Here is a 23513-nt window from a genome sequence, read left to right as displayed (position 1 = left end):
AGCTCCGGGTGGCGAAAGGTTGGCCCATGGCGTTGGCAGACATTGTGGTTGTTTTGGGATCTGCATTCTTGGCGGTGTCCTTCGGTGTTCTGTTCATCCAGCGCACGCGTCCCGTTGCGCGGTCCACTGGCGACCAACCCCAGCCCGGTCTGTCCTACCTTTTTGACGGTGTCGACTTGCAGCATGCCACACCCGAGGCGGAATCTGCCCTGCGGCGCAGCTGTGACACCACCGATTGGCAGGCCCTCACATCCTGCCTGAATGCTCGGTTTCCCGGTCTGCCGGATCAGGATGAACTCGGCCAGGTAGACCGGCTGACATTGCATGCCGCGCACCCCGATGATCCCGCGACCCTGTCCCTGCAACGAGAGGATGAGATGACGCGGATCGAGATTGAAGACGATGCAAGCGGGGATGCAAACACACGTCACGCCCTTCATCTGCTTCGATCCGAACTGGATACGCTGCGACTTGCAGCCACCAAGGCGCCTTATCCGATCTGGATCGAAGATGATGGCCGCCATCTGTCATGGCGCAATGCAGCATACGAGATGCTGGAAGGCGCCGTGCGGGGCAATCAGGACAACCACAGCACGCCCCTGTTTGATTTCGCACCCGGTGACCTCAGCGGCAAATCCTCTGTCCGGGTGCCGGTTCGAATGGACGCCAATGGCACAACGGAATGGTACAATGTCACGGCAACACAGGCTGACAGCGCAACGGTGTTTCACGCGGTTGATATCAATGCCGTCATCCAGGCAGAAGTGGCGCAACGCAACTTTGTCCAAACGCTGGCCAAGACCTTTGCCCAGTTGTCCATTGGGCTGGCCATTTTTGATCGCAACGGGCAGCTTGCCCTGTTCAACCCGGCCTTGGTGGACCTGACCTCGCTGCCCGCTGAATTCCTGAGTGGACGGCCTGATATGTTGTCCTTCTTTGACCGCTTGCGCGACAACCGGGTGATGCCGGAACCAAAGAACTATGGGTCATGGCGGCAGGAAATCTCGGAAATGATCAACGCCGCGTCGCATGGCAGCTATCACGAGACGTGGTCGCTGGACACCGGGCACACCTACAGGGTCAGTGGCCGCCCACATCCCGACGGAGCCATCGCATTCCTGATCGAAGACATCACGGCCGAGATATCGCTGACCCGAAACTTCCGGGCGGAACTGGAACTGGGCCAATCCCTGATGGACACGTTCGAAGACGCGCTTGTCGTGTTTTCCTCGGCCGGGGTTCTGACCTTTTGCAACGCAGCCTATCGCGAGATGTGGAAACTGGACCCCGACAACAGCTTTGCCGACGTGACGATCGTGGATTGCCTTCAAGCCTGGCAGGAAAAATGCGCACCCGATCCGGCCTGGGGGGATATGCGTGACTTTGTGATGAAGTTCGGCGAACGCGCCGCTTGGGAGGTGGACGTCAAGCACCGCGATCTTGGTAAGCTGCGCACCCAGGTGTCGCCCATTGTTTCAGGCGCCACGGTCATCAGGTTCATGGAACTGCAGACCCAAGGTGACGTCCCAATTCCCGCGCTGACCTGACCATTCCAACTTGCAGCGCCCGGGGATGGCGGTAGGTTGATGGCATGACATCCTCCCCCCTCACTCTGCATTGGCCGGCGGCCGACGACACAGCCCGGACAGGTCGCGCCCTTGGTCCGGTGCTGACTGCCGGTGACGTGATTCTGTTGACGGGTGATGTCGGCGCCGGAAAGACTCATTTCGCCCGTGCCCTTATCCAGTCAATACTGGATGTGCCCGAGGATGTTCCATCACCGACATTCACACTGGTTCAGGTCTATGACACCGCGCGTGGAGCGGTGTGGCATGCCGACCTTTACCGCATCACATCAGACATCGAAGTGGATGAGTTGGGATTGGTCGACGCCTTTGACGATGCCATTTGCCTGGTGGAATGGCCGGACCGTCTGGGGCCCATCGCGCCCGAAACCGCGTTAAGCATTGCCATCGCAACCGAAGGGACGGGGCGCGCCGCGACCCTGACATGGACGGATCCACGCTGGGCCCGCCGTTTGGCACAGGTGACGACAGATGCCTGACCGGTCGGACCAGCTTGGGCGATTTCTGTCCGACATTGGATGGAGCGATGCAAAGCGCGTGCTGATTGCCGGCGACGCGTCCAATCGCAAATATGAACGTCTGACACGTGGGCCGGAAACACGTGTCTTGATGGATGCGTCACCCGAAAAAGGTGAAGACGTCCGGCCCTTCGTATCCATCACCCAGTATCTGCGAAAGGCGGGCCTGTCTGCGCCCGAGATTTTCGCCCAGGACGATGCCCGCGGGTTCCTGTTGATCGAGGATCTGGGCGACGACCTGTTTGCACGGGTGATCAAGGACGACCGAACCCTTGAGGCACCCCTGTACGAAGCGGCGATTGACGTTCTCGTGCATCTGCACGCTGCACCGGTGCCTGAGTTGCCGCGCTATGACGCTGCTGTCATGACCGACGTCGCGTGCCTGGCCTTTGACTGGTACCAACGCGGTGCAGTCGGTTCGGTAGACGCCGGTGCGAGGGCTGGATTTTCATCGGCGATGCAAGAAGCGCTGGCCGGTCTTGACGCGACTGACCCGGTCTTGATCCAGCGCGATTACCATGCGGAAAACCTGATCTGGCTCCCTGATCGGGTCGGACCAGAACGCGTCGGACTGCTGGACTATCAGGATGCAATGCTGGGGCACCCGGCCTATGATCTGGTATCGGTGCTGCAGGATGCGCGCCGGGATGTGTCGCCCGATCTTGCGCGCCAGATGGTGGATCGGTATCTGACGGCAACAGCCCATGATGCCGGTGCGTTTGAAAAAGCCTGTGCATTGCTGGGTGTGCAGCGCAATCTGCGCATTCTTGGCGTCTTTGCCCGCCTGTCGCTGGCGTATGGCAAGCCGTCGTACGTTGATCTGGTCCCACGGGTTTGGAACCACCTGGACAAGGGGCTTGATCACCCCGCGGCGACCACCATTGCGCCCCTGGTCCGGGGCCATCTTCCCGCGCCGACCAAACCCATCCTCAACAGCCTGAAACAGCAATGCAACACGATACCCCTGCCGTCATGATCTTTGCGGCGGGGTTCGGGACGCGGATGAAGCACCTGACCCGGACGCAACCGAAACCGTTGATTCCGGTGGCAGGAAGGCCATTGATTGATCACGCGTTGACGATGATCGACGCCATCAATCCGCCGCGCGTGGTCGCGAACCTGCACTATCTGCCCGAAACACTGGAGGCGCACCTGCAGGGCCGTCCCGTGACCACGCTACGCGAAACGCCGAACATCCTTGAAACCGGTGGCGGCCTGCGAAACGCGTTGCCGCTGCTGGGTACCGATCCCGTGATCACGGTGAACCCGGATGCGCTCTGGGCTGGGCCGAACCCCCTGCACACGCTGTTGGACACGTGGGACCCTGCGCGCATGGACGCGCTGCTGGTGTGTGTTCCAAGTGCGCGCACGCATGGCCGATCCGGTGGCGGAGACTTTGACCTGGGACCGGACGGTCGCCTGCGCCGGGGCGGCGACATGGTTTACGGAGGGGTGCATATGATGAAAACCGCGCGTCTGCACGAGATCACCGACACGGCCTTTTCCCTGAACGCGGTCTGGAACCTGATGGTACAGGACGGACGGCTGCACGGCGTCGCATATCCCGGACATTGGAGCGACGTAGGGCATCCCGAAGGCATCGCAATCGCCGAAGACATGTTGAAGAAACATCATGTTTGACGGGTCCAAACAGCCGCGCGTTTTTGGCTGCGCACCCGGCGTCGATTTCCCCCGCGCCATCGTGCGCGGGCTTGAGGACCGGTTGAAAGATGCACCGCCAGATACCTGGGCGCGGGTAACGCTGTTGGTCAACACGACGCGCATGGCCCGCCGGCTGCGCGCCCTGTTCGACGAAGGCCCGGCCCGCTTGTTGCCATGCATCCGCATGATCACGCAGCTTGATGATCTGATGCCGGGCGCGCCGGTGCCGCCATCCGCATCCCCGCTGCGCCGGCGGCTCCAACTGGCGACCCTGATCCAGAACCTGATTGAGCGGCAGCCGGACCTTGCCCCTGACGCAGGCCCGTTCGACCTTGCGGACAGCCTGGCCACCCTGATGGACGAGATGCAGGGCGAAGGTGTCAGTGCAGATGACATTGCACAGCTGGACGTGTCGGACCAATCCGGCCACTGGGCACGCGCACAGCAGTTCATTGCCATCGCGCAAACCTACATCGACGCAAGTGATAGCGCCCCGGACCCCGAAGCCCGACAACGGGCGATCGTGATGCGACTGGCGGACCATTGGGCGCATACGCCACCGCCAGATCCGTTGCTTGTTGTCGGATCAACGGGATCACGTGGCACGACGTTGCGGTTGATGCAGGCGGTTGCGGACCTGCCGCAAGGCGCGGTGGTGCTGCCGGGGTTTGACGACTGCACGCCGTCCTTCGTGTGGGACGCGCTGGCCGGTGACAAGATGGCCGAGGATCACCCGCAGTTCCGATTTCTGCGGCTTTGCAAGGCGCTGGATTTGCACCCGTCAGATGTGCATCGATGGACGGACACCCCGGCGGCATCACAGCCACGCAATGCGCTGGTATCCCTTGCTTTGCGCCCCGCCCCGGTGACAGATGCATGGCGCGAGGAAGGGCCGCATCTGCAACAGCTTGGGGCGGCAACGCAAGACATTACGCTGGTCGAAGCGGACACACCCCGGGCCGAAGCCATCGCCATCGCGATGCGCCTGAGGCAAGCGGCAGAGGATGGTCAGACCGCGGCCCTGATCACACCCGACCGCATGCTGACCCGTCAGGTCACGGCAGCATTGGACCGGTGGGATATCCTGCCGGATGACAGCGCGGGCACACCTTTGCACCTGTCGCCGCCGGGCCGTTTCCTGCGGCAAGTCGCCGGGCTGTTTCAAGCGCCGCTTGACGCTGAAAGTCTTCTTTCGCTGCTGAAACACCCGCTGTCGCATTCGGGGGCTGACCGCAATCTGCATCAACTCAACACCCAGCGCCTGGAATTGCGCATGCGGCGGGACGGGCTGCCCTACCCCGAACCGGACAGCCTTCTGCAGTGCGCACGCAAGGCAACCAAGCAGGTCGAAGAGATTGAACCCTGGGCAAAGTGGATCAGTGAGGTTCTGTGTGGACGGCACACGGCCGACGAGAGGCCCTTGGACGCATGGATCGCCCTGCATCGGTCGTTGTCGGAAACCTTTGCGCAGGGTCCAAACGGTACGGACGGTGGCGCACTGTGGCAAAAGAAGGCAGGTCAGGCTGCGCGCCGGGTGATGCAAGCACTGGCTGAGAACGCGGCCTTTGGCGGATCAATATCAGCGAGGGACTATGCCGATTTGGTCGCGACAGCCCTGCGCCAGGGCGAAGACGTGCGCGACCGTGACACACCCCATCCCAATATCATGATCTGGGGCACGCTCGAAGCGCGGGTACAAGGTGCCGATCTGGTCATTCTGGCAGGCCTCAATGACGGGACATGGCCCGAAGCCCCCGCTCCTGACCCGTGGCTAAACCGGAAGATGCGGTTTGACGCGGGCCTTTTGTTGCCGGAACGACGGATTGGACTGTCAGCGCATGATTTCCAGCAGGCCATTGCCGCGCCCGAGGTCTGGCTGACCCGGTCGATCCGATCCGATGACGCCGAAACCGTTCCATCGCGATGGATGAACCGTCTGCGCAACCTGTTGCAGGGGTTGAAAGGGCAAGGACAGACCGATCACTGGGCTTTGATGCGGGCGCGCGGCGACTGTTGGCTGTCGCTGGCGCGTCAATTGGACGCCGCGCCAGAGCAACCGAAGGCGGCACGCCCGTCCCCCTGCCCGCCCGTATCCAGCCGACCGCGCCGCTTTACCGTAACTGAGATCCAGACGCTGATCCGCGATCCTTATGCCATCTATGCCAAGCACGTGTTGGGCCTGCGCGCCTTGCGCCCGCTTGTGCAAACGCCGGATGCGTTGCTGCGGGGAATTCTGTCGCACGATGTAATGGAACGTTTTGTGCGTGAAACGTTGGACGACAACACGGCGCTGACGGTTGAGCGTTTGACGGAGCATGCACGCCATGTGCTGCAGCGCGATGTGCCTTGGCCCGCAGCGCGTGCGCTGTGGTTGGCAAGGTTCGAACGGGCCGCCGACTGGATCATTGAGACGGAGCAAGTCCGCCAGGCACTGGCCACCCCCACGCTGTTCGAACGGGAGGCGACCGGCAAACTTGATCTGGTCGCGATCAAGACCGAACTTGTCGGTCAAGCGGACCGTATTGACGTGGACGACGCCGGGACCGTTATTCTGTATGACTACAAAACCGGGCCACCCCCGACCAAGGATCAACAAAAGCACTTTGACAAACAGCTGTTGATCGAGGCGGCGATGGTCGAAGAGGGCGGCTTTGCCACATTGGGTCCGCGCCCCGTCCGGGCGGCGCAATTCATTGGCATGGGCAGCACACCCAGGATCGAAAACGCGCCTCTGGATGATGAACCGCCGCGCACGGTCCTTGCCGATCTTGTTGGATTGCTGAGCGCGTACCTGGAGGGTGACAAGGGCTATACCTCGCGCCGGGCGCTGTACGAGGATCGCGAGGCGCGGGATTACGACCAGCTGGCCCGTTTCGGTGAATGGGATGTGACCCAGGATCCGTTTCCGGTGGTGTTGGAATGAACACCGTAAACGACGCCACATTGCGGCAACAAGACGCCGCACAGCCAATGCAATCGACATGGCTGTCGGCGAACGCGGGATCGGGCAAGACGCGTGTCCTCACGGATCGCGTTGCGCGCCTTCTGCTTGAAGATGTGGAACCACAACACATCCTGTGCCTGACCTACACCAAGGCCGCCGCGTCCGAGATGCAGAACCGTCTGTTTCAGCGTCTGGGTGCCTGGGCGATGCTGGACGACGCTGGCCTTCGCAAGGAGCTGGTCGAGCTGGGCGTCACAGGCCCGTTGGATACGCAGGCGTTGCGGCGCGCGCGGACCTTGTTTGCGATCGCGATTGAAACACCCGGCGGGCTGAAAATTCAGACCATTCACTCGTTCTGTGCGTCTCTTTTACGTCGCTTTCCGCTCGAAGCGGGGGTGAGCCCACAGTTTACCGAGATCGAAGATCGCGCAGCCGACCTGTTGCGCGCCGACCTTGTGGATCAAATGGCCGAAGGTCCGGACGCAGATGTGCTGGCTGATCTGGCCCGTCAGTACAAGGGCGAGGATTTTCTGTCGCTGACCAAGGAAATTGCGGGCGACGGTGCGGCCTTTCGCGATCTGTCCCTGGGTGACGCGCTGGAACTGCTGGGTCAGCCACGTGATCTGACCCGTGCCACAATCGCAGAGCGGACCTTCGCGCCTGGCGATTGGGACATGCTGCAAGAGTTGATCCCGATCCTTGCCGTTCAGGGCGTCAGGGACAGTGCCGTTGGTTCGATTCTGCAAGAGATGGTCGCGTTGGACACAGATAGCCTGTCGATCGCAGAGGCGGCATTTCTGACTCAGACAGGTACGCGAAAGAAACAGTTTCCCACCAAGGGCACAAAAGCAGACGCCAGCCATCTCTTGCCGCAACTCGATGCGCTCATTGATCGGGTGGAGGACGCGCGCCAGGCGCGGCTGGCCTTGACGGCAGCAGAACACACGGTTGCCCTGCACCGGTTTGCGCGGCGTTTTGCGCAGCATTATGCCGAAGCGAAGCAGCGCCGCGGTTGGCTGGATTTTGACGATCTGATCCGCAAGGCGCAGCAATTGCTAAGCGACGATCGCGTTGCGGCATGGGTCCTGTACCGACTGGACGGAGGCATTGACCACATCCTGGTGGACGAGGCGCAAGACACCAGCCCGTTGCAGTGGGACGTAATCCGGCGGTTGGCAGAGGAGTTTTCCAGCGGCGAAGGCGCCCGCGCAGATGTGACCCGCACGATCTTTGTGGTCGGGGACAAGAAACAATCCATCTACTCATTCCAAGGCGCGGACCCACGCGAGTTTGATCGGATGCAAGCCGAATTCGGCTCTAAATTGGCGGAATCGGAGCAAACGCTTTGGGACCGCAGCCTCGATTATTCGTTCCGGTCATCACCTGCGATCTTGGACCTTGTGGATCAGGTCTTCGCCAGCGAAGCGGGGGCCGGGTTTTCTGGTGGCAAGCACATTGCGTTCAATACGGACCTGCCCGGTCGTGTCGATTTATGGCCCCCCGTGCCAAAACCAGAGAAAACGACTGAACGCGACTGGTTTGATCCGGTTGACCGCCGCAGTCCCGAACATCAGTTTCGCACATTGGCGATGGCCGTCGCCGGTCAGATCAAACAGATGCTGGATGAACAGGTCTTGATCCCGGACAAGGAGGGCGCGCGACCCGTTCAGCCGCGCGATATCCTGATCCTTGTCCAGCGGCGCGGGGGCATTTTTCCCGACATCATTCGCGCATGCAAGGAACTGGACCTGCCAATCGCGGGTGCGGACCGGTTGAAAGTTGGAGCCGAAACCGCCGTGCGCGACCTTGGCGCGCTCTTGTCCTTCCTTGCGACGCCCGAGGACAGCCTGTCGCTCGCCACTGCTTTGCGGTCGCCGTTGTTTGGCTGGTCCGAACAGCAGCTGTTTACATTGGCCCATGGCCGGGACGAGGATGAGCTGTGGCGCACTTTGCGGGTCAGAGTGAAAGACTACCCCGAAACGGTCTCTGTTCTGCGTGATTTGCGCGACAACGTCGACTTTCTACGCCCCTACGACCTGATCGAACGGATGCTTACACGGCATGCAGGTCGCAAGCGGATGCTGGCCCGGTTGGGATCCGAGGCCGAAGACGGCATCAACGCCCTGTTGTCGCAAGCGCTGTCATACGAGCGCAGTGAAGTCCCAAGCCTGACCGGCTTTCTGACCTGGATGGAAACCGACAACCTTGAGGTCAAACGCCAGATCGACAGCGCATCGAACCAGATCCGGGTGATGACCGTTCACGGATCGAAAGGGTTGGAAGCACCGATTGTGATCCTGCCGGAATGTGGAAAACGCGACTTTCAAATCCGGGACGACATCATCGAACTGGACGGCACGCCGGTGTGGAAAATGCCGTCTAACCAGCAGCCCAACGGGATCAAGGCGCGTCTTGACGAGATGAAGGCAGCGCAACAGGAAGAATCTCTTCGGCTTCTTTATGTGGCTCTAACACGGGCGGAAAAGTGGTTGATTGTCGGTACGGCAGGCGATCTGGCCCAGGCCGGAGACGATTGGCACCAGCGCGTGCAGGCCGGGTTGGAGGCCACCGGATGCGAGCAGATTGAAACACCGGTAGGCGCTGGGTTGCGCTTGCAACACGGAGATTGGGATTTTGGGGCGACCGCACCGCCCGATGAAAGCGTCGCAGATGCGCCCGTGCTGCCCGATCAGTTCAAGCGTCCGGCACCGTCCCCTCAGGACGGGTCAAAGACGTTGTCACCCTCGGACCTTGGTGGGGCCAAGGCGCTGCCCGGAGACGGCCTGGACGAAGACACGGCCAAGATTTTTGGCACGGTCGTTCATGCGCTTCTTGAGGCGCCCGGCATTGGCGCGCAGGCGTTGGCAGACGCCAATCTGGGCGATGATCTGAAGGTGCTTGCCCAGGCACAAGCCGACCGCGTGCGAACCGATCCCGCCCTGGCATGGTTGTTTGCCGATGATGTTCTGGCCGAGGTGCCGATCACAGCGGCCATGGGCCAACATCGCATCCACGGGACGATCGACAGGTTGCACGTGACGTCAAACGCGGTGCACATCGTGGATTTCAAAACAAATCGTGCTGTTCCAGACCATCCAGCACAGACGCCGGAGGGCGTGCTGCGCCAGATGGGTGCCTATGCGCATGCAATTGCACAGATTTATCCGGATCACGGTCTTCGGCTGAGTGTTCTGTGGACCCATACCGGCAGTTTGATGCCCCTTTCGCACGATATCGTGACGGCCGCGCTGTTACGCACGCCATATCTTGACGATGCCCAAGGGGGTACCTAGGTTGCCACCCTACGCTTGAGCCTGGCAGGAGAACTCAGATGGCAACCGTGGCAGTCACCGACGCGACATTCGACGCAGAAGTCAAAAATTCCGACGTCCCCGTAGTGGTGGACTTTTGGGCCGAATGGTGTGGCCCCTGTAAACAGATTGGCCCTGCTCTCGAAGAGCTGTCGTCCGAGATGGAAGGCAAGGTCAAGATCGCCAAGGTCAACGTGGACGAGAACCCCAACGCACCTGCCCAAATGGGTGTGCGCGGAATTCCGGCCCTGTTCATCTTCAAGGATGGCGAAGTGATTTCGAACCGCGCCGGTGCGGCCCCCAAGGCCACACTGCAAAGCTGGATCGAAGAAAGCCTCTGACAAACCAAGGGCTTTTGAACACTGCAAGGGCATCCGCGGCGCGGGTGCCTTTTTTCTTGGTGCATGCCGGGGCCGACGACCGGGCCTTGCTCGGCTCTGGACGGGCAGCCATATACAGAGACAAGCAAAAGGGAGAGGCGCATGCCCAACTTGGAATTTCCTGGATGGCACGGGACCACGATCATTGGCGTGAAAAAAGGCGGCGAGGTTGTCATTGCCGGGGATGGACAAGTGTCGCTTGGCCAGACTGTGATCAAGGGCACGGCCCGCAAGGTGCGACGACTCAGTCCCGGTGGGTATGACGTGGTTGCAGGGTTTGCCGGGTCGACAGCGGATGCCTTTACGCTGCTGGAACGGCTTGAAACCAAGCTGGAGGCAACGCCGGGCCAGCTGGCCCGCGCAAGCGTTGAGCTGGCCAAGGATTGGCGCACCGACAAGTATCTGCAAAAACTGGAGGCAATGCTGATCGTGTCGGATGGCACGGACATGTTTGTCATCACCGGTGCAGGCGATGTCCTGGAGCCAGAACATGATGTGACAGCCATTGGATCCGGCGGGAACTATGCCCTTGCTGCGGCACGCGGGATGATGGACAGCGACCGTGACGCCGAAGGTGTCGCACGGGGTGCAATGCAGATCGCGGCAGACATCTGCGTTTACACAAACGGCAATCTGACAGTGGAGAAGATCAGCAAATGACAGACATGACCTATACCCGACTGGGCAACAGCGGTCTGATTGTCAGCCGCATGTGTTTTGGGACCATGACCTTCAACCATGGATCGGAATGGATACCGGGTGTTGCCAAGGTTGGTCAGGATGAAGCCACGGAAATGGTTCATCATGCGCTTGATGCCGGCGTGAACTTTTTTGACACCGCTGACGGATATTCCAACGGTGAATCCGAAGACATCTTTGGCAAGGCCCTTGGAAAACGCCGGAATGAGGCGGTTATCTGCACCAAGCTGGGCTTTCGGCAGACCGATCAGATTGGCGACGCCGGGCTGAACCGGACCCATGTGCTTCGGCAGATTGACGGCAGTTTGAACCGGATGGGCATTGATCACATTGACCTGCTGGTTCTGCACAAAACCGATTTCACAACACCAATGGAAGAAACGCTTGCCGCGCTGCAAACTGCCGTCGAACACGGCAAGGTGCGCTACGTCGGCGTGTCCAACTGGCCTGCATGGCACATGGCGCGGGCGGTCCAATACCAACGTGACCACCGGATGACGCCCTTTGTGGCCGGGCAGTACCTGTACAATCTTGTGGCGCGCGACATCGAAGACGACGTTCTGCCCATGATGGCGGAAATGGGCAGCGGTTTGATGGCTTGGTCACCCCTGGCGGGCGGGCTGTTGTCCGGCAAATACGACCCGGAGAAACTGGAAGACGGCGACGGGCGGTTGAGCGAGGGGGGCGATTTCCTGGGCATCGACACCGGCACGGCCCGCACAATGATCGAAACGCTGGCAGGTATTGCCAAGGCGCATGATGCCCATCCGGCGACAGTTGCGCTGGCTTGGGTGCTGTCACAGGACCCGGGGCACAGCGTGATTTTTGGCGCGTCGAAGATGGGCCATGTTGATGCAGCCCTGGCTGCGCCCGGAATGACGCTGTCGACGGATCAGATCGCCGCCTTGTCGGACATCGCACCACCCGCCAGGCGCTATCCTCATTGGTTCGACACGATGATGACGGATGAAATAAACACGAAACTCCTGTCTTGAAACAAAAAAAGGCCGCTGCGATACCAGCGGCCTTTTCTTGTTCCAGTGTGCCGGATCAGTTCAATTTGGCAACGCCCAGCGGCACGTTGAACTTTTCGCACCAGATCCAGACTTCGTTGTATGTGGCCGCGTCGATCCCTGCGGGCACGTCAAAGGTCTGCTTGCCAGTGTTCGCCTTGAGCAGGCCCATCAGCGTATCCTTGTCATAGCCGTCGCGGCCCAGCGCAACCTTGGGATCAGGCGCGCCATCGAACCAGAAGTCATCCAGCAGGATCACCTGGCTTTTGCCATTCTTGGTGACCACTTCGGCGCGACCCTTGGTGACGTGATTGCTTTTGCCGGTGAACTCGCCAATGCGACCGTGACCGCCAGCAAAGCTGAAGGACGGCATGGCGGTGGTTGCCATCAATGTGGCGGATCCGATCAGGAAGGAGCGGCGGTTTGTCATGGGGAAGTCTCCGAGGGGTTTATGTGACGCCGCCAACCTACGCCTTTGGTGCGACAAAATAACCCGACCTCTCAGGCAAGTGATGCACCTGTGATGTTTTGCGGCCAAATCGTTGCGTTTCGCGGGTTTTTGCATAGGTAAGGTTGGAAACTTGTAACAAACGGGCTGCATGTGACTGACCTGACCCCCCGCGAGATCGTCGCCGAACTGGATCGATTCATTATTGGACAAAAGGATGCCAAGCGCGCCGTGGCCGTTGCCCTGCGAAATCGCTGGCGTCGCAAGCAACTTGGCGATGACCTGCGCGACGAAGTCTATCCAAAGAACATCCTGATGATCGGACCCACCGGCGTCGGCAAGACGGAAATCAGCCGCCGCCTGGCCAAGCTGGCGCGCGCACCGTTCCTGAAGGTTGAAGCAACCAAGTTTACCGAAGTCGGATATGTCGGGCGCGACGTAGAACAGATCATCCGCGATCTTGTGGACGCCGCCATTATCGAGACCCGCGAACACATGCGCGAAGAGGTCAAGGCCAACGCCCGCCAAGCTGCCGAAGATCGTGTGATCGAAGCCATTGCAGGCACCGATGCCCGCGAAGGCACGCGCGAGATGTTCCGAAAGAAGCTGAAGTCAGGTGAACTTGATGACACGCTGATCGAGCTGGATGTGGCCGATACCAGCAACCCGTTCCCGACCATGGATATCCCGGGTCAGCAGGGCGGCATGGGTATGATGAACCTGGGCGACATCTTTGGCAAAGCGCTGGGTGGGCGCACGGTGCGCAAGAAGCTGACGGTCGCCCAAAGCTATGACGTGCTGATCGGGGAAGAGGCGGACAAGCTTCTTGACGACGAGACGGTGACAAAAACCGCGATGGAGGCGGTTCAAGAAAACGGCATCGTGTTCCTTGATGAAATCGACAAGGTTTGCGCCCGGTCCGATGCCCGCGGTGCCGATGTCAGCCGCGAGGGTGTGCAGCGCGACCTGCTGCCCCTGATCGAAGGCACAACCGTCAGCACCAAACACGGTCCCGTCAAAACGGACCACATTCTGTTCATTGCGTCGGGCGCCTTCCACACCGCCAAACCGTCGGACCTGCTGCCAGAACTGCAAGGTCGCTTGCCCATCCGTGTCGAATTACGGGATCTGACCGAAGATGATTTCGTGCGTATCCTTGAGGAAACGGATAACGCGCTGACCCTGCAATACACGGCGCTGATGAAAACCGAAAAGGTGACTGTCACCTTCGAGGCAGAGGGCATACGTGCGCTGGCCCGGATTGCGGCAGATGTGAACAAGAGCGTTGAGAACATCGGTGCCCGTAGGCTGTATACGGTGATGGAACGCGTGTTCGAGGAACTTTCATTTTCCGCGCCAGAACGGGCAGGGGACGAAATTACTGTGAACGCGGCATTTGTCGAAACCCATTTGGGCGAACTTGCGCGATCCACGGATGTAAGCCGGTACGTGCTCTAGCTGTTTTCTGATCCCTCGGGTACATGAGTACGTGTCGGCCGGGCAGGGGATTGGAATGCGCGCACTTGTCTTTGGTCTGGTCATCCTGATCGCGGCTTGCAGTGATCGGACGGCGGCCCCGATCGTGCCGGCGGCCCTTGGCGTGGGCACAAACCGCGATGTGTTCATCGGCACCACACGCAGCATGAACGCCATGAACGAATTCGGTATCGGGCGATCACCGTCATTAAACCTGTTGCAGGCAACCGTATCGCTGCCTCCCGGCAGGGCGATTGGCACCGTTTCGGACGGGCAGGACCGGCCAAAACCGGATCGCGATTTTGTTCTGGCGGGGGTAAACCGCTACGGCTCGGCGCAGTCATTCAGCGACGCCATACGGGCCGATCTGCAATCGAAACCCGCCGATCAACGCGAGGTCACGCTGTTTGTACATGGATTCAACAACAGCTTCACCAATGCGGCGTTTCGAATGGCGCAGCTGGCCAATGATCTTGAAATTCCCGGCACGCATGTGGCCTATTCCTGGCCCAGCCGCGGCAATCCGCTGGGATACGAGTATGATCGCGACAGCGCCCTGTTTGCACGCGATGGGCTGGCCGAGATGTTGCGCGTCATTCGGTCGGCGGGCCAGCCGGACATCATCCTTGTTGCGCATTCGATGGGCAGCGCGTTGGTCATGGAAACCCTGCGGCAGCTCGAAATTGCGGAACCCGGGTGGACGGGACGCAACATCAATGGCGTGATCCTGTTGTCACCCGACATCAATGTCGACGTGTTCCGCAGCCAGTTTGCACGTATCCAGACAGTGCCGGACCCGTTTGTGGTCATGGTCTCGCGAAAAGACGCAATTCTGCGCGTGTCGTCCCGCCTGCGCGGCGAGCGGTCGCAACTGGGCAACATTGAAAACGCAGATGCGGTGTCTGATTTGCCGATCACGGTTGTGGATGTGACCGCGTTTACGGACCGCAAGTCCGGCAATCATTTTGTCGCGGGAGGCTCGCCTGCACTGATCCAGTTATTGCGCCGGTCCTCTGATCTGGATCGAGAGTTCCTGCGGGGTCGCCCGGGCACGGTCCTGACCATTCCCGGCGCACGCAGGGTGCAGGCCCCCACCCGGCGCAGCATCAGTGTATCCATCCCGGGCGAGGCCCGATGACGGCCTTGGGTCAAACAACCGGCACCTTGCGACACTTTCTGCTGGGCAATCGGAATTGGCTGGCGGCTGGCGCGCTTTTGACCCTGCTGTCGTCTTTCGGTCAGACCTTTTTTATCTCGATCTTTGCAGCCAAGATTCAGGCCGACTTTGATCTGACCCATGGCAGCTGGGGGGCGATGTATGCACTTGGCACATCTGTTTCGGCGGTTGTCATGCTTTGGGCCGGTGGGCTGACAGATCACTTTCGGGCACGCACTTTGGGGATGGTGGTTCTGGTGATGCTTGCCGTCGCGTGCCTTTTGATGGCGCTGAACCCGTATGCCGTCCTGTTGCCCCTTGTCATCTTTGCCCTGCGACTGACCGGGCAGGGCATGACCAGCCACATCGCGATCGTTGCAATGGCCCGTTGGTTCGTGGCGACACGCGGCCGTGCCTTGTCAATCGCGACCTTGGGCTTTTCATTTGGAGAGGCGGTCCTTCCGATCATCTTCGTCGCGTTGATGACGCTGTTTGACTGGCGGGTTCTATGGGGATTGGCGGCTGCGATTGCCTTGCTTGGCGTACCCATTCTGGCCCGATTGCTGCACGAAGAGCGCACGCCACAATCGATGGCGACAGAAAACCAGAGTGTTGGCATGGATGGGCGACATTGGACCCGCACCCAATCGCTGGGCCATCCGTTGTTCTGGTTCATGGTGCCTGCGCTGTTGGGCCTGTCCGCCTTTGGCACAGCGTTCTTTTTTCAACAGGCACATTACGCAGCCGTCAATGGCTGGACACATTTGTCCCTTGTGGCCTTGTTTCCGATTTACACGGGCGTCGGAATTGTGGCGATGGTTGTATCGGGTTTTGCATTGGATCGGTTCGGCACCGCACGTCTGATCCCGTTTTATCAGCTACCGCTCGTTGCCGGGTTCCTGTGCTTTGCCGCTGCTGACAGATTGGCAATCGTTGCGCTTGGGCTGGTGTTCTTCGCCATGACGACCGGCGCAAACTCGACGCTGCCCAATGCGTTTTGGGCCGAATTCTATGGCACGCGACATATTGGTTCGATCAAGGCAATGGCGGCAGCCGTCATGGTGCTTGGGTCCGCGATTGGCCCGCTTATCACCGGCATCCTCATTGATTGGGCCGTACCACTTGGCACGCAATATGTCTGGGTCGCTGCCTATTTCGCAATGACAACCGCCGCAATGTGGTTCGGGGTCGCCCGCGCCCGTTTGCGCCTAACGGTTGCGGCGTAGATAGACGTAATACGCACCTCCGCCGCCGTGACGCACATTGGCCTGGCTGACCTGCAAAACGGCGGACGACAGCGGTGGTGTCGACAGCCATTGCGGGACCTGATGTCGGAGCACCCCGAACCGAACCGGGATTGGACCATCATCATCACGGTGCTTGCCCTTGCCCGTTACCACGAGGACCAGCCGTTTGCCCTGCGCCTGTGCCGACAAAATGAACCGGGTCAACGCCGGATGCGCGCGATCAAGGGTCATGCCGTGCAGGTCAAGCTTGCCTTCAGGCTTCATCTTGCCGCGCTTCATCTGGGTAAAGGCCTTGCGGTCCATCTGGACCGGTTGCGTTGCCACCTGATCGACGATGGACGGGGTCAGGTTGACCGATGTGGACGGCGCAGACGGTTTGCCTGTGCCTAGCGCCGGCGTCACCTTGAACTGTGCCTTGGGCCGGGGCGCGGGCGTCGGGGTCGTCACGAAGTCATCTGGATGAAACGGCTTTTCCGGGTGCAGACGTTCCGTCTTGTCTGTCACTTTCCGCCAAAGCTCTTCTTCGTCCGGGCGCAACCTGCGACGGTTCATATCGCACCCTCGGGCAACAACGCATAGGCACGCTGGATAGGCATCAGCACCATCATGCGTCCGGGATCCCGCAATCGGCCTGCCTCGCGCCCGGCCTTGTCGCCGGTGCCAAAGAATACGTCGGCACGCTGTGCCCCCTTGATTGCGGACCCGGTGTCCTGTGCAATCATCAATCGGCGCAGGGGATTGGATCCATCCTTTTCAACCCAAACCGGCGCGCCCAGCGGAACAAAGGCGGGATCGACGGCCACGGATCGCAACGTGGTGATAGACCGGTTCATTGCGCCAAGCGGGCCACGCTCTGCCGGGACCTCGCTCACTTCGCGAAAGAACACGTAGGATGGGTTGTGATACAGCAATTCCTGACCCACGACCGGATTGCGCCGGACATAGTTACGGATCACCTGTGCGCTGACCTGATGCGCTGCATAGGTGCCCCGACGCACCAGTTCCGCGCCGATGGACCGGTATTCGTGGCCGTTGAAACCACTGTACCCAACCCGGATCATCTGCCCGTTCGGCAGTCGGATGCGCCCCGATCCCTGAACCTGAAGAAAGAACAGTTCGACCGGGTCGTCGACCCACGCGATTTCCAGGCCCCGTCCCTGCATCACCGGCCCTTCCAGAATTTGACGGCGGGTCAGCCAGGGTCGGATCCTGCGTGCTTCGGGTGGCATGGCATAGACAGGGTATCGATACCGTGCACTGCGGCGCAGCGATCCTTCAAGCTCGGGTTCGAAATACCCGGTGAACAGCGCAGGCGCACCGTCTTCGATCAGAACCGGGCGAAAGAACAGCTCGAAAAATGCGCGCGGATCGGGCACGTCCGCTGCAAGGGCACAAAGCGACCGCCAATCCGGGTCATCCATGTCCTGACAGGTGTTGCGAAACGTGGTCAGCGCCGCGCCATGATCATCTGCCGCCCAGCCATCCAGTGCCGCGAAATCCAACACCGTGTATTTGATGTCAGCTGCAGCAGCGGTCATGGCGGGAAAAATCGCGCAAGTCAGGGCGGCGCAGAAGCGGATTACGCGTCTGTAGACACCAATATCCAATTCGGGTCGTCTGCCCCCATGGTTCTGGAAAAGGCCCATGTGTCCTTCTGCCGCTTCACCTCAGTCAGACTACCTTCTACGATATCTCCGCCTTGATCGCGAACAGCAGATTTCAACTCTGCGACAAAACGGATCGTCAGTTCGCCTTCGCTGGTGTCGGGGTCAAACGTGGCGTCGACCAGCTTCAACTCGCGCACGCCAACAAATTCCGCCTCGATGGTCAGCCCCTGATCTTCTCGGGCGGCAACGCCGTCCACAAAGGAATCGTAAATCTCTTCGGACAGGAAGGGTTGGATATCGGCCAGATTGCCGTGTTCGTATCCCATCACGATCATTTCATAAGCGCCACGGGCGCCGCCCAGAAAGTCGGCGACATGAAAGGACGGTTCAACGCGCTTCATCTCGGCCAATGCCTTGGCCGCATCGCTGTCCTCGTCTACATGATCCGTGATGTCGAGGTCGGGTCCACCTTCGATCACTTCCAGATCAGGACGGTTGGACCGTTCCGATGATTGCTTTGGCACTGGCGGTTGTTCAAACCCCTCGCGTGTTCCCAGCACGTTTTTCAGGCGCAAAATAAGGAAAACAGCGATGCCGGCAAGCACCAGCAACTGGATAAGCGGAGAGTTCATTCAATCCTCGTCTTTCGGGGTCGGGTGGCGATAGAGCCGTCGGACCCTTATGTAGGTGTGCACGGGGCGCAAGTCCACTATACGGCCCCGGCGGAAAACGAAAGGATCGCGCTGATGTGGCTGTTTCTGGCCTTTCTTCTGGTTCCATTGATCGAGATCGCCCTGTTCATTCAGGTCGGCGGTGCAATTGGACTGGGTTGGACCCTGTTGATTGTGGTCATTACCGCCGTGTTGGGCACGATGCTTGTCCGCGCGCAAGGACTGCAGGCGCTCGGACAGGTCAAATCCTCGTTCAACCAGATGCGCGACCCAAGCGAGGCGTTGGCCCACGGGGCGATGATCCTGTTTTCGGGCGCCCTTCTTCTGACGCCGGGTTTCTTTACGGATGCGGTGGGGTTTGCGTTGCTTGTGCCTGGTGTCCGATTGGCCGTGTTTCGCTGGGCCCGCAGCCGGATCAAGGTCACGACATTTACAACGCACAGCCAGGCGCGGCCGCAATCTGATATCGTTGATGGCGAATATACCGAAGTTGACCCCGAGCAAGGCAAAGTTCATGGACCATCGGGATGGACCAAGCATTGAGGGTCGTGAGCCAAGCTGTTACCAAGCGCGCAACCTGATTTAAGCCTCGGAGAAACAGATGGCCGAAGAACAAGCCACACAACCCGTCGCGCCACAGATGCGCGTTCTGGGTCAATACATTCGCGACATGTCGTTCGAAAACATCGTGTCGCAAAAAGGGGCTGCCCCCGACGTGCAGCCAGACGTGCAAGTGCAGGTGAACCTGGACGCCAAGAAACGGTCGCAGGAACACCAGTACGAAAGCACTATCAAGCTGAACGTGACCTCAAAGGCCAAGGATGGTGACACAGTCCTTTTTGTGCTTGAGATCGAGTATGTTGGCATGTTTCACATCGAAAACGTACCCGAAGAACAAATGCATCCGTTCCTTTTGATCGAATGCCCACGCATGATTTTCCCGTTCCTGCGCCGTGTTGTCAGCGACATTACACGTGACGGCGGGTTCCCACCGCTTAACCTGGAAAACATTGATTTCGTATCGCTCTACCGCAACGAAATCGCGCGCCGTCAAAAAGAACAGGCGGCGTCCGAAACGGTCAACTGATTGATCCAACAAATCGGACAAGCCCGGCCAACGCGCCGGGCTTTTTCATTTGGGCCACAGCGTCCCGTCACCCAATTTGGCAACGAAGGCGGCGTGCGCCTCTTTTTCCGATGGGCTGATCCGGCTGGGCAAGGCCCGTGGCCGGGGCGGCGGCGTCCAGTTTTCCAATGCAATCGCACTTGTCCCCGACGATGCAGATGTCGACAGTCCAAAATCGGGCTGACGTCCGCCGATCAGCTCCAGATACACCTCGGCCAGGATTTCACTGTCCAGCAAGGCGCCGTGCAGCGTACGGGCCGAATTGTCGATGCCAAATCGACGGCACAGTGCATCCAGGGACGCCGGTGAACCGGGAAACCGCCGGCGCGCGATGTCCAGCGTATCAATCGCACGGTCAAAAGGGATCTGCGGCAGGCCCATCCATTTCAGTTCCGCGTTCAGGAATTTCATGTCGAAAGCTGCATTGTGAATCACCAGCTTGGCGTCGCCCACAAAATCCAGGAATTTCTGACCCAAGGCTGCAAATTTCGGTTTACCCCTCAGAAAATCATCGCCCAGGCCGTGCACTTCGAACGCTTCTTGCGGCATGGACCGCTCCGGGTCGATGTATTCGTGAAATACGTTTTTCGTCGGCACGTGACCGACCAGTTCAATGGCCCCGATCTCGACAATCCGGTCGCCGCTTTCGGGATCAAAGCCTGTCGTCTCGGTATCAAGGACGATTTCACGCATGTCGCATCCTGTTTTCGATATCTGCCAAGACATATCGCACCCGCGCTCGGGCGTCATCCAGATCGTACGTTTCGATGACATAGTCGGCGCGCCTGCATTTTTCGTCTGTAGGCATCTGCTTGGCCCGGATGGCAAGGAACTGTTCGCGCGTCATCGTGCCCCGGGCCATTACCCGCTCTTCCTGGATGTCGTCGTTTACAGCGACAACGGCAACCGCATCCATTGCCGTATCGCCGCCGGTTTCGAAGAGAAGCGGAATATCAAAAACCAATACGCCAGCGTCCGCTGTGCCAGAAAATTCAGCACGGTCCTGCGCCACAAGCGGATGCACGATCGACTCGATCTGCGTCAGTGCAGTGGCATCTTCCGATATGATCGCACGCAATTCATCACGCGAGACAGCACCGTCGACAACCGCCGTCGGGAATGCATGCCCAATCGGACCAACGGCCGCGCCCCCCAGGGCATAAAGCCGGTGCACGGCGGCATCGGCATCCCAGACGGCGCACCCTTCGTCAGCAAACATGCGCGCTGTAGTGGACTTGCCCATGCCGATGGAGCCGGTCAGCCCAAGTTTGAAGCTCATCGCAGCGCGGCCGCACGTGTTGCACTGTCGACCTGCGGCCTGACACCGAACCAGCGTTCAAAGGCTGGAACGGCCTGATGCAACAGCATGCCCAACCCATCCACGGTCACGCAACGTGCCTGCTCTGCTGCCGCCAGCAAATCTGTCTTGAGCGGAGTATAGACAAGATCAGTGACGACAGTTCCCTGACGCAAGCCGTCAAGGGGCACCCGCATTGCAGGTTTTCCGATCATTCCCAGCGATGTCGTGTTCACGACCAGCGCCGAATCCTCGAGGATGTTTCCGGCCTGTACCCAATCAATGACGGACACTTTCTTGCCGAAATCATCGGCCAGTTTTTCGGCCCGGACACGGGTCCGGTTGGTCAAAAGAATTTCCGGTACGCCAGCCTCAAGAAGCGAGGCAATCACCGCACGGGCGGCACCCCCTGATCCCAGAACCGTGGCAGGGCCATCACCTGCCTTCCAGTCCGGTGCGCCCGCTTTCAGGTTTTCGATGAACCCGTACCCATCCGTATTATCCGCGTGAATTTGACCATCCTTGCGGAAGATCAAGGTATTCGCCGCACCGATCAGCGTTGCGCGGTCAGTGACCAGATCGGCAATCTCCAGCGCGACTTCCTTGTGCGGGATGGTGATGTTCACCCCGACAAACCCGGCTTTGGGTAGAGTGCGAAGTACCGTTTTCAAATCCTGCGCGGAGACGTCCATGGGAATGTAATCGCCCCGCAAGCCCAATGTCTTGAGCCAGTGACGATGCAGCTGCGGTGATTTCGAGTGCGCAATGGGCGACCCAATCACGCCCGCCAAAGGTATTTTGTCGCTCATGCCGGTTGCCTTTGATTACCCCTCGATCACGCCGCGCAGCGTCAGGAAGGCAAGCAGTTCCAAAAGCGGCATCCCAAGGACGTTGAAATAGTCCCCTTCGATGCTGTGAAACAGACGTACCCCCTCGGCCTCAAGTTGATATGCGCCAACTGAGTGCCGGATGTCATCCCAATTCCTTTCGATGTAGGCGTCAAGATACGTATCGGACACGTCGCGCATGCGCAGACGCACTTGGCCGACATGCCGCCAGATAGGTGCGCCATCGTGATAAATGACGGCCGCCGACAGCAGTAAATGCCGCTGGCCACGCATCGCACGCAATTGCACCGCTGCCTCTGCCCTGTCCTGTGGCTTTGACAAGATCCGGTTGTCAAAGGCCAACACCTGGTCGCATCCAATCACCATCGCATCGGGGCGTTTGTCCGCAATTTTGCGCGCCTTCATCTCTGCCAGGGCATCAGCAATATCACGCGGCGACGCCTCTTCCACCAGCAGCGCCGCCTTCATCGCATCCTCATCCACCCGCGGGACAACCACATCAAAGGACAGGCCCGCATTTCGCAGCAGTTGCGCCCGGATTGACGAACCAGAAGCAAGGATGATGGGGGCAGTCATGTGGATATCCTTGTGTGCGACATCATCTGAACTGAGGGATCAAAAGGACGAAGGCAAGGGACAAGGCCATGTCTGTGGGGCATCCCGCCCGTCTCGCCGTGCTTCGGCTGGTTTCATCCCTTCTGTGAAAGAACAAATCTGACCCTGTGAGCACATGTACTTGTCACAAAATATCCACAGTTTTATCTACGCCCGAGGTTGGTACCAATCCGTCTTAAATTATTGAATTTATTATATCTTTAGAAGAACCTGTTCTTGTCCCTGTTGTCAGGAAAAAGTTGTTCTGCTGTGCAGAAGCGGTTGGAGAAAACGATAATCCACAGAAAAGCTGCTCTCTACAAAATCATCATCTCTTTTCTTTCTTATATTTATTTATAAGGGTGACCCCGGAACGGCTGGGACAACACTGCATGGACTTTCTCATATCCCTCTATCCCTGGATCAAGGCATTTCACATCATGTCTGTCATCGCCTGGATGGCGGCCCTCTTCTATCTGCCCCGGCTGTATGTTTACCACTCTGAACAAGTGGGTCTGGAAGGCGACACGCACGCGCTCTTTCAGACCATGGAATACAAACTGCTCAAGGTGATCATGAACCCCGCCATGATCGCTACATGGATTTTTGGCGTTGCGCTGGCATCGATACCCGGCGTCGTTGATTGGGCCGCTGTATGGCCCTGGACGAAGCTGATCGGTATTCTTGCTATGTCAGGTTTCCACGGATGGCTAAGCACACAGCGCAAGGCCTTTGCCGCAGGTGGTCCCATCAAATCAGGCCGTCAATACCGGATGATGAACGAAGTGCCCACATTGCTGATGGTGCTGATTGTCCTGTCTGTGGTCGTAAAATTCTGAACGCATTGACTCGACGGGCCACAGCGCCTATCTGCGACCACGCACCCCGTCCGGGGATCGCATACAGCTTTTACAATTGACTGGACGTGCA

At 59.4% G+C, this 23513-nt stretch carries 23 protein-coding genes; 15 read left to right on the top strand and 8 right to left on the bottom strand.

Annotation, left to right across the window (positions count from 1 at the left end):
- The first annotated feature begins 26 nt into the window (after window positions 1–26).
- The 9 genes from Q0844_RS12405 (at window position 27) to Q0844_RS12365 (ending at window position 12095) form a co-directional block, all read left to right on the top strand.
- Window positions 27–1547 carry a PAS-domain containing protein gene (locus Q0844_RS12405; protein WP_299045150.1) on the top strand — a complete coding sequence of 507 codons (1521 nt, stop codon included), beginning with the start codon at window positions 27–29 and terminating at the stop codon, window positions 1545–1547.
- A gap of 44 nt (window positions 1548–1591) precedes the next feature.
- Entirely contained in the window at window positions 1592–2065 is a 474-nt protein-coding gene (gene tsaE, locus Q0844_RS12400; protein ID WP_299045148.1) for a tRNA (adenosine(37)-N6)-threonylcarbamoyltransferase complex ATPase subunit type 1 TsaE, read from the top strand.
- Complete coding sequence (locus tag Q0844_RS12395; RefSeq protein WP_299045147.1) at window positions 2058–3080, top strand: phosphotransferase; 1023 nt, start codon at window positions 2058–2060, stop codon at window positions 3078–3080. The genes tsaE and Q0844_RS12395 overlap by 8 nt, the downstream gene beginning before the upstream one ends.
- On the top strand, window positions 3053–3745 hold the full coding sequence (locus Q0844_RS12390; protein WP_299045145.1) for a nucleotidyltransferase family protein: 693 nt from the start codon (window positions 3053–3055) through the stop codon (window positions 3743–3745). The genes Q0844_RS12395 and Q0844_RS12390 overlap by 28 nt, the downstream gene beginning before the upstream one ends.
- A complete protein-coding gene (addB, locus tag Q0844_RS12385; protein WP_299045143.1) occupies window positions 3738–6689 on the top strand; it encodes a double-strand break repair protein AddB in 2952 nt (983 codons plus the stop codon). Before Q0844_RS12390 ends, addB begins: the two co-directional genes overlap by 8 nt.
- On the top strand, window positions 6686–10003 hold the full coding sequence (gene addA, locus Q0844_RS12380) for a double-strand break repair helicase AddA (protein WP_299045141.1): 3318 nt from the start codon (window positions 6686–6688) through the stop codon (window positions 10001–10003). Before addB ends, addA begins: the two co-directional genes overlap by 4 nt.
- A gap of 38 nt (window positions 10004–10041) precedes the next feature.
- Complete coding sequence (gene trxA / locus Q0844_RS12375; protein ID WP_299045140.1) at window positions 10042–10362, top strand: thioredoxin; 321 nt, start codon at window positions 10042–10044, stop codon at window positions 10360–10362.
- Window positions 10363–10503: 141 nt separating this feature from the next.
- Entirely contained in the window at window positions 10504–11061 is a 558-nt protein-coding gene (hslV, locus tag Q0844_RS12370; protein WP_299045138.1) for an ATP-dependent protease subunit HslV, read from the top strand.
- Window positions 11058–12095 carry an aldo/keto reductase gene (locus tag Q0844_RS12365; RefSeq protein ID WP_299045136.1) on the top strand — a complete coding sequence of 346 codons (1038 nt, stop codon included), beginning with the start codon at window positions 11058–11060 and terminating at the stop codon, window positions 12093–12095. Before hslV ends, Q0844_RS12365 begins: the two co-directional genes overlap by 4 nt.
- A gap of 55 nt (window positions 12096–12150) precedes the next feature.
- On the opposite strand, the gene Q0844_RS12360 is transcribed toward Q0844_RS12365, so the two are convergent.
- Window positions 12151–12543, bottom strand: coding sequence for a DM13 domain-containing protein (locus Q0844_RS12360; RefSeq protein ID WP_299045135.1), 393 nt, complete (start codon window positions 12541–12543; stop codon window positions 12151–12153).
- 171 nt (window positions 12544–12714) lie between these two features.
- Between Q0844_RS12360 and hslU the strand changes: the two genes are divergently transcribed.
- From hslU to Q0844_RS12345, 3 genes are read left to right on the top strand one after another with little or no spacing between them, the layout of a single operon-like run.
- The gene (gene hslU / locus Q0844_RS12355; RefSeq protein WP_299045133.1) at window positions 12715–14019 is read left to right on the top strand and encodes an ATP-dependent protease ATPase subunit HslU; all 1305 of its coding nucleotides are present in this window, start codon (window positions 12715–12717) and stop codon (window positions 14017–14019) included.
- Between the two features lie 55 nt (window positions 14020–14074).
- Window positions 14075–15175, top strand: coding sequence for an alpha/beta fold hydrolase (locus Q0844_RS12350; protein WP_299045131.1), 1101 nt, complete (start codon window positions 14075–14077; stop codon window positions 15173–15175).
- Complete coding sequence (locus tag Q0844_RS12345) at window positions 15172–16419, top strand: MFS transporter (protein ID WP_299045129.1); 1248 nt, start codon at window positions 15172–15174, stop codon at window positions 16417–16419. The genes Q0844_RS12350 and Q0844_RS12345 overlap by 4 nt, the downstream gene beginning before the upstream one ends.
- Here the strand turns inward: Q0844_RS12345 and Q0844_RS12340 are convergent.
- From Q0844_RS12340 to Q0844_RS12330, 3 genes are read right to left on the bottom strand one after another with little or no spacing between them, the layout of a single operon-like run.
- The gene (locus tag Q0844_RS12340; RefSeq protein ID WP_299045127.1) at window positions 16402–16992 is read right to left on the bottom strand and encodes a Smr/MutS family protein; all 591 of its coding nucleotides are present in this window, start codon (window positions 16990–16992) and stop codon (window positions 16402–16404) included. The genes Q0844_RS12345 and Q0844_RS12340 overlap by 18 nt on opposite strands.
- Window positions 16989–17978, bottom strand: a complete 990-nt coding sequence (locus Q0844_RS12335; RefSeq protein ID WP_299045125.1) for a murein transglycosylase A — start codon at window positions 17976–17978, stop codon at window positions 16989–16991. Before Q0844_RS12335 ends, Q0844_RS12340 begins: the two co-directional genes overlap by 4 nt.
- 41 nt (window positions 17979–18019) lie before the next feature.
- Window positions 18020–18679, bottom strand: a complete 660-nt coding sequence (locus Q0844_RS12330) for a Tim44/TimA family putative adaptor protein (RefSeq protein WP_299045124.1) — start codon at window positions 18677–18679, stop codon at window positions 18020–18022.
- A gap of 114 nt (window positions 18680–18793) precedes the next feature.
- Here Q0844_RS12330 and Q0844_RS12325 point away from each other — a divergent pair, with 114 nt between their 5' ends.
- Together Q0844_RS12325 and secB are read left to right on the top strand one after the other, a co-directional pair.
- Complete coding sequence (locus tag Q0844_RS12325; protein WP_299045123.1) at window positions 18794–19261, top strand: FxsA family protein; 468 nt, start codon at window positions 18794–18796, stop codon at window positions 19259–19261.
- A gap of 58 nt (window positions 19262–19319) precedes the next feature.
- Entirely contained in the window at window positions 19320–19805 is a 486-nt protein-coding gene (gene secB / locus Q0844_RS12320) for a protein-export chaperone SecB (RefSeq protein ID WP_299045122.1), read from the top strand.
- Window positions 19806–19850: 45 nt separating this feature from the next.
- Here secB and dnaQ read toward each other — a convergent pair whose 3' ends face one another.
- Genes dnaQ through Q0844_RS12300 form a run of 4 tightly spaced genes read right to left on the bottom strand, consistent with a single transcriptional unit; the run spans window position 19851 to window position 22565 of the window.
- On the bottom strand, window positions 19851–20537 hold the full coding sequence (gene dnaQ, locus Q0844_RS12315; protein WP_299045120.1) for a DNA polymerase III subunit epsilon: 687 nt from the start codon (window positions 20535–20537) through the stop codon (window positions 19851–19853).
- Entirely contained in the window at window positions 20530–21123 is a 594-nt protein-coding gene (coaE, locus tag Q0844_RS12310; RefSeq protein ID WP_299045118.1) for a dephospho-CoA kinase, read from the bottom strand. Before coaE ends, dnaQ begins: the two co-directional genes overlap by 8 nt.
- Complete coding sequence (locus Q0844_RS12305; protein WP_299045117.1) at window positions 21120–21950, bottom strand: shikimate dehydrogenase; 831 nt, start codon at window positions 21948–21950, stop codon at window positions 21120–21122. The genes coaE and Q0844_RS12305 overlap by 4 nt, the downstream gene beginning before the upstream one ends.
- A 15-nt stretch (window positions 21951–21965) precedes the next feature.
- Window positions 21966–22565: a Maf family nucleotide pyrophosphatase gene (locus tag Q0844_RS12300; RefSeq protein ID WP_299045115.1), complete on the bottom strand. Its 600-nt coding sequence runs from the start codon at window positions 22563–22565 to the stop codon at window positions 21966–21968.
- Between the two features lie 410 nt (window positions 22566–22975).
- Between Q0844_RS12300 and Q0844_RS12295 the strand changes: the two genes are divergently transcribed.
- Window positions 22976–23422, top strand: coding sequence for a CopD family protein (locus Q0844_RS12295; protein WP_299045113.1), 447 nt, complete (start codon window positions 22976–22978; stop codon window positions 23420–23422).
- The last annotated feature ends 91 nt before the right edge of the window (window positions 23423–23513 follow it).

This window comes from uncultured Tateyamaria sp., from assembly GCF_947503465.1.
Taxonomy (GTDB): domain Bacteria; phylum Pseudomonadota; class Alphaproteobacteria; order Rhodobacterales; family Rhodobacteraceae; genus Tateyamaria.
Note: the sequence above shows the minus strand (reverse complement) of the source record. Positions and strands in the feature narration are given on the sequence as shown.

Coding starts and splice junctions, on each gene's coding strand:
- addA (WP_299045141.1), top strand. CDS start 6,686: ATGAACACCGTAAACGACGCCACATTGCGGCAACAAGACGCCGCACAG.
- Q0844_RS12295 (WP_299045113.1), top strand. CDS start 22,976: ATGGACTTTCTCATATCCCTCTATCCCTGGATCAAGGCATTTCACATC.
- secB (WP_299045122.1), top strand. CDS start 19,320: ATGGCCGAAGAACAAGCCACACAACCCGTCGCGCCACAGATGCGCGTT.
- Q0844_RS12365 (WP_299045136.1), top strand. CDS start 11,058: ATGACAGACATGACCTATACCCGACTGGGCAACAGCGGTCTGATTGTC.
- Q0844_RS12405 (WP_299045150.1), top strand. CDS start 27: ATGGCGTTGGCAGACATTGTGGTTGTTTTGGGATCTGCATTCTTGGCG.
- Q0844_RS12390 (WP_299045145.1), top strand. CDS start 3,053: ATGCAACACGATACCCCTGCCGTCATGATCTTTGCGGCGGGGTTCGGG.
- addB (WP_299045143.1), top strand. CDS start 3,738: ATGTTTGACGGGTCCAAACAGCCGCGCGTTTTTGGCTGCGCACCCGGC.
- Q0844_RS12360 (WP_299045135.1), bottom strand. CDS start 12,543: ATGACAAACCGCCGCTCCTTCCTGATCGGATCCGCCACATTGATGGCA.
- Q0844_RS12340 (WP_299045127.1), bottom strand. CDS start 16,992: ATGAACCGTCGCAGGTTGCGCCCGGACGAAGAAGAGCTTTGGCGGAAA.
- dnaQ (WP_299045120.1), bottom strand. CDS start 20,537: ATGCGTGAAATCGTCCTTGATACCGAGACGACAGGCTTTGATCCCGAA.
- Q0844_RS12325 (WP_299045123.1), top strand. CDS start 18,794: ATGTGGCTGTTTCTGGCCTTTCTTCTGGTTCCATTGATCGAGATCGCC.
- Q0844_RS12300 (WP_299045115.1), bottom strand. CDS start 22,565: ATGACTGCCCCCATCATCCTTGCTTCTGGTTCGTCAATCCGGGCGCAA.
- Q0844_RS12350 (WP_299045131.1), top strand. CDS start 14,075: ATGCGCGCACTTGTCTTTGGTCTGGTCATCCTGATCGCGGCTTGCAGT.
- coaE (WP_299045118.1), bottom strand. CDS start 21,123: ATGAGCTTCAAACTTGGGCTGACCGGCTCCATCGGCATGGGCAAGTCC.
- tsaE (WP_299045148.1), top strand. CDS start 1,592: ATGACATCCTCCCCCCTCACTCTGCATTGGCCGGCGGCCGACGACACA.
- Q0844_RS12330 (WP_299045124.1), bottom strand. CDS start 18,679: ATGAACTCTCCGCTTATCCAGTTGCTGGTGCTTGCCGGCATCGCTGTT.
- trxA (WP_299045140.1), top strand. CDS start 10,042: ATGGCAACCGTGGCAGTCACCGACGCGACATTCGACGCAGAAGTCAAA.
- Q0844_RS12335 (WP_299045125.1), bottom strand. CDS start 17,978: ATGACCGCTGCTGCAGCTGACATCAAATACACGGTGTTGGATTTCGCG.
- hslV (WP_299045138.1), top strand. CDS start 10,504: ATGCCCAACTTGGAATTTCCTGGATGGCACGGGACCACGATCATTGGC.
- Q0844_RS12395 (WP_299045147.1), top strand. CDS start 2,058: ATGCCTGACCGGTCGGACCAGCTTGGGCGATTTCTGTCCGACATTGGA.
- Q0844_RS12345 (WP_299045129.1), top strand. CDS start 15,172: ATGACGGCCTTGGGTCAAACAACCGGCACCTTGCGACACTTTCTGCTG.
- Q0844_RS12305 (WP_299045117.1), bottom strand. CDS start 21,950: ATGAGCGACAAAATACCTTTGGCGGGCGTGATTGGGTCGCCCATTGCG.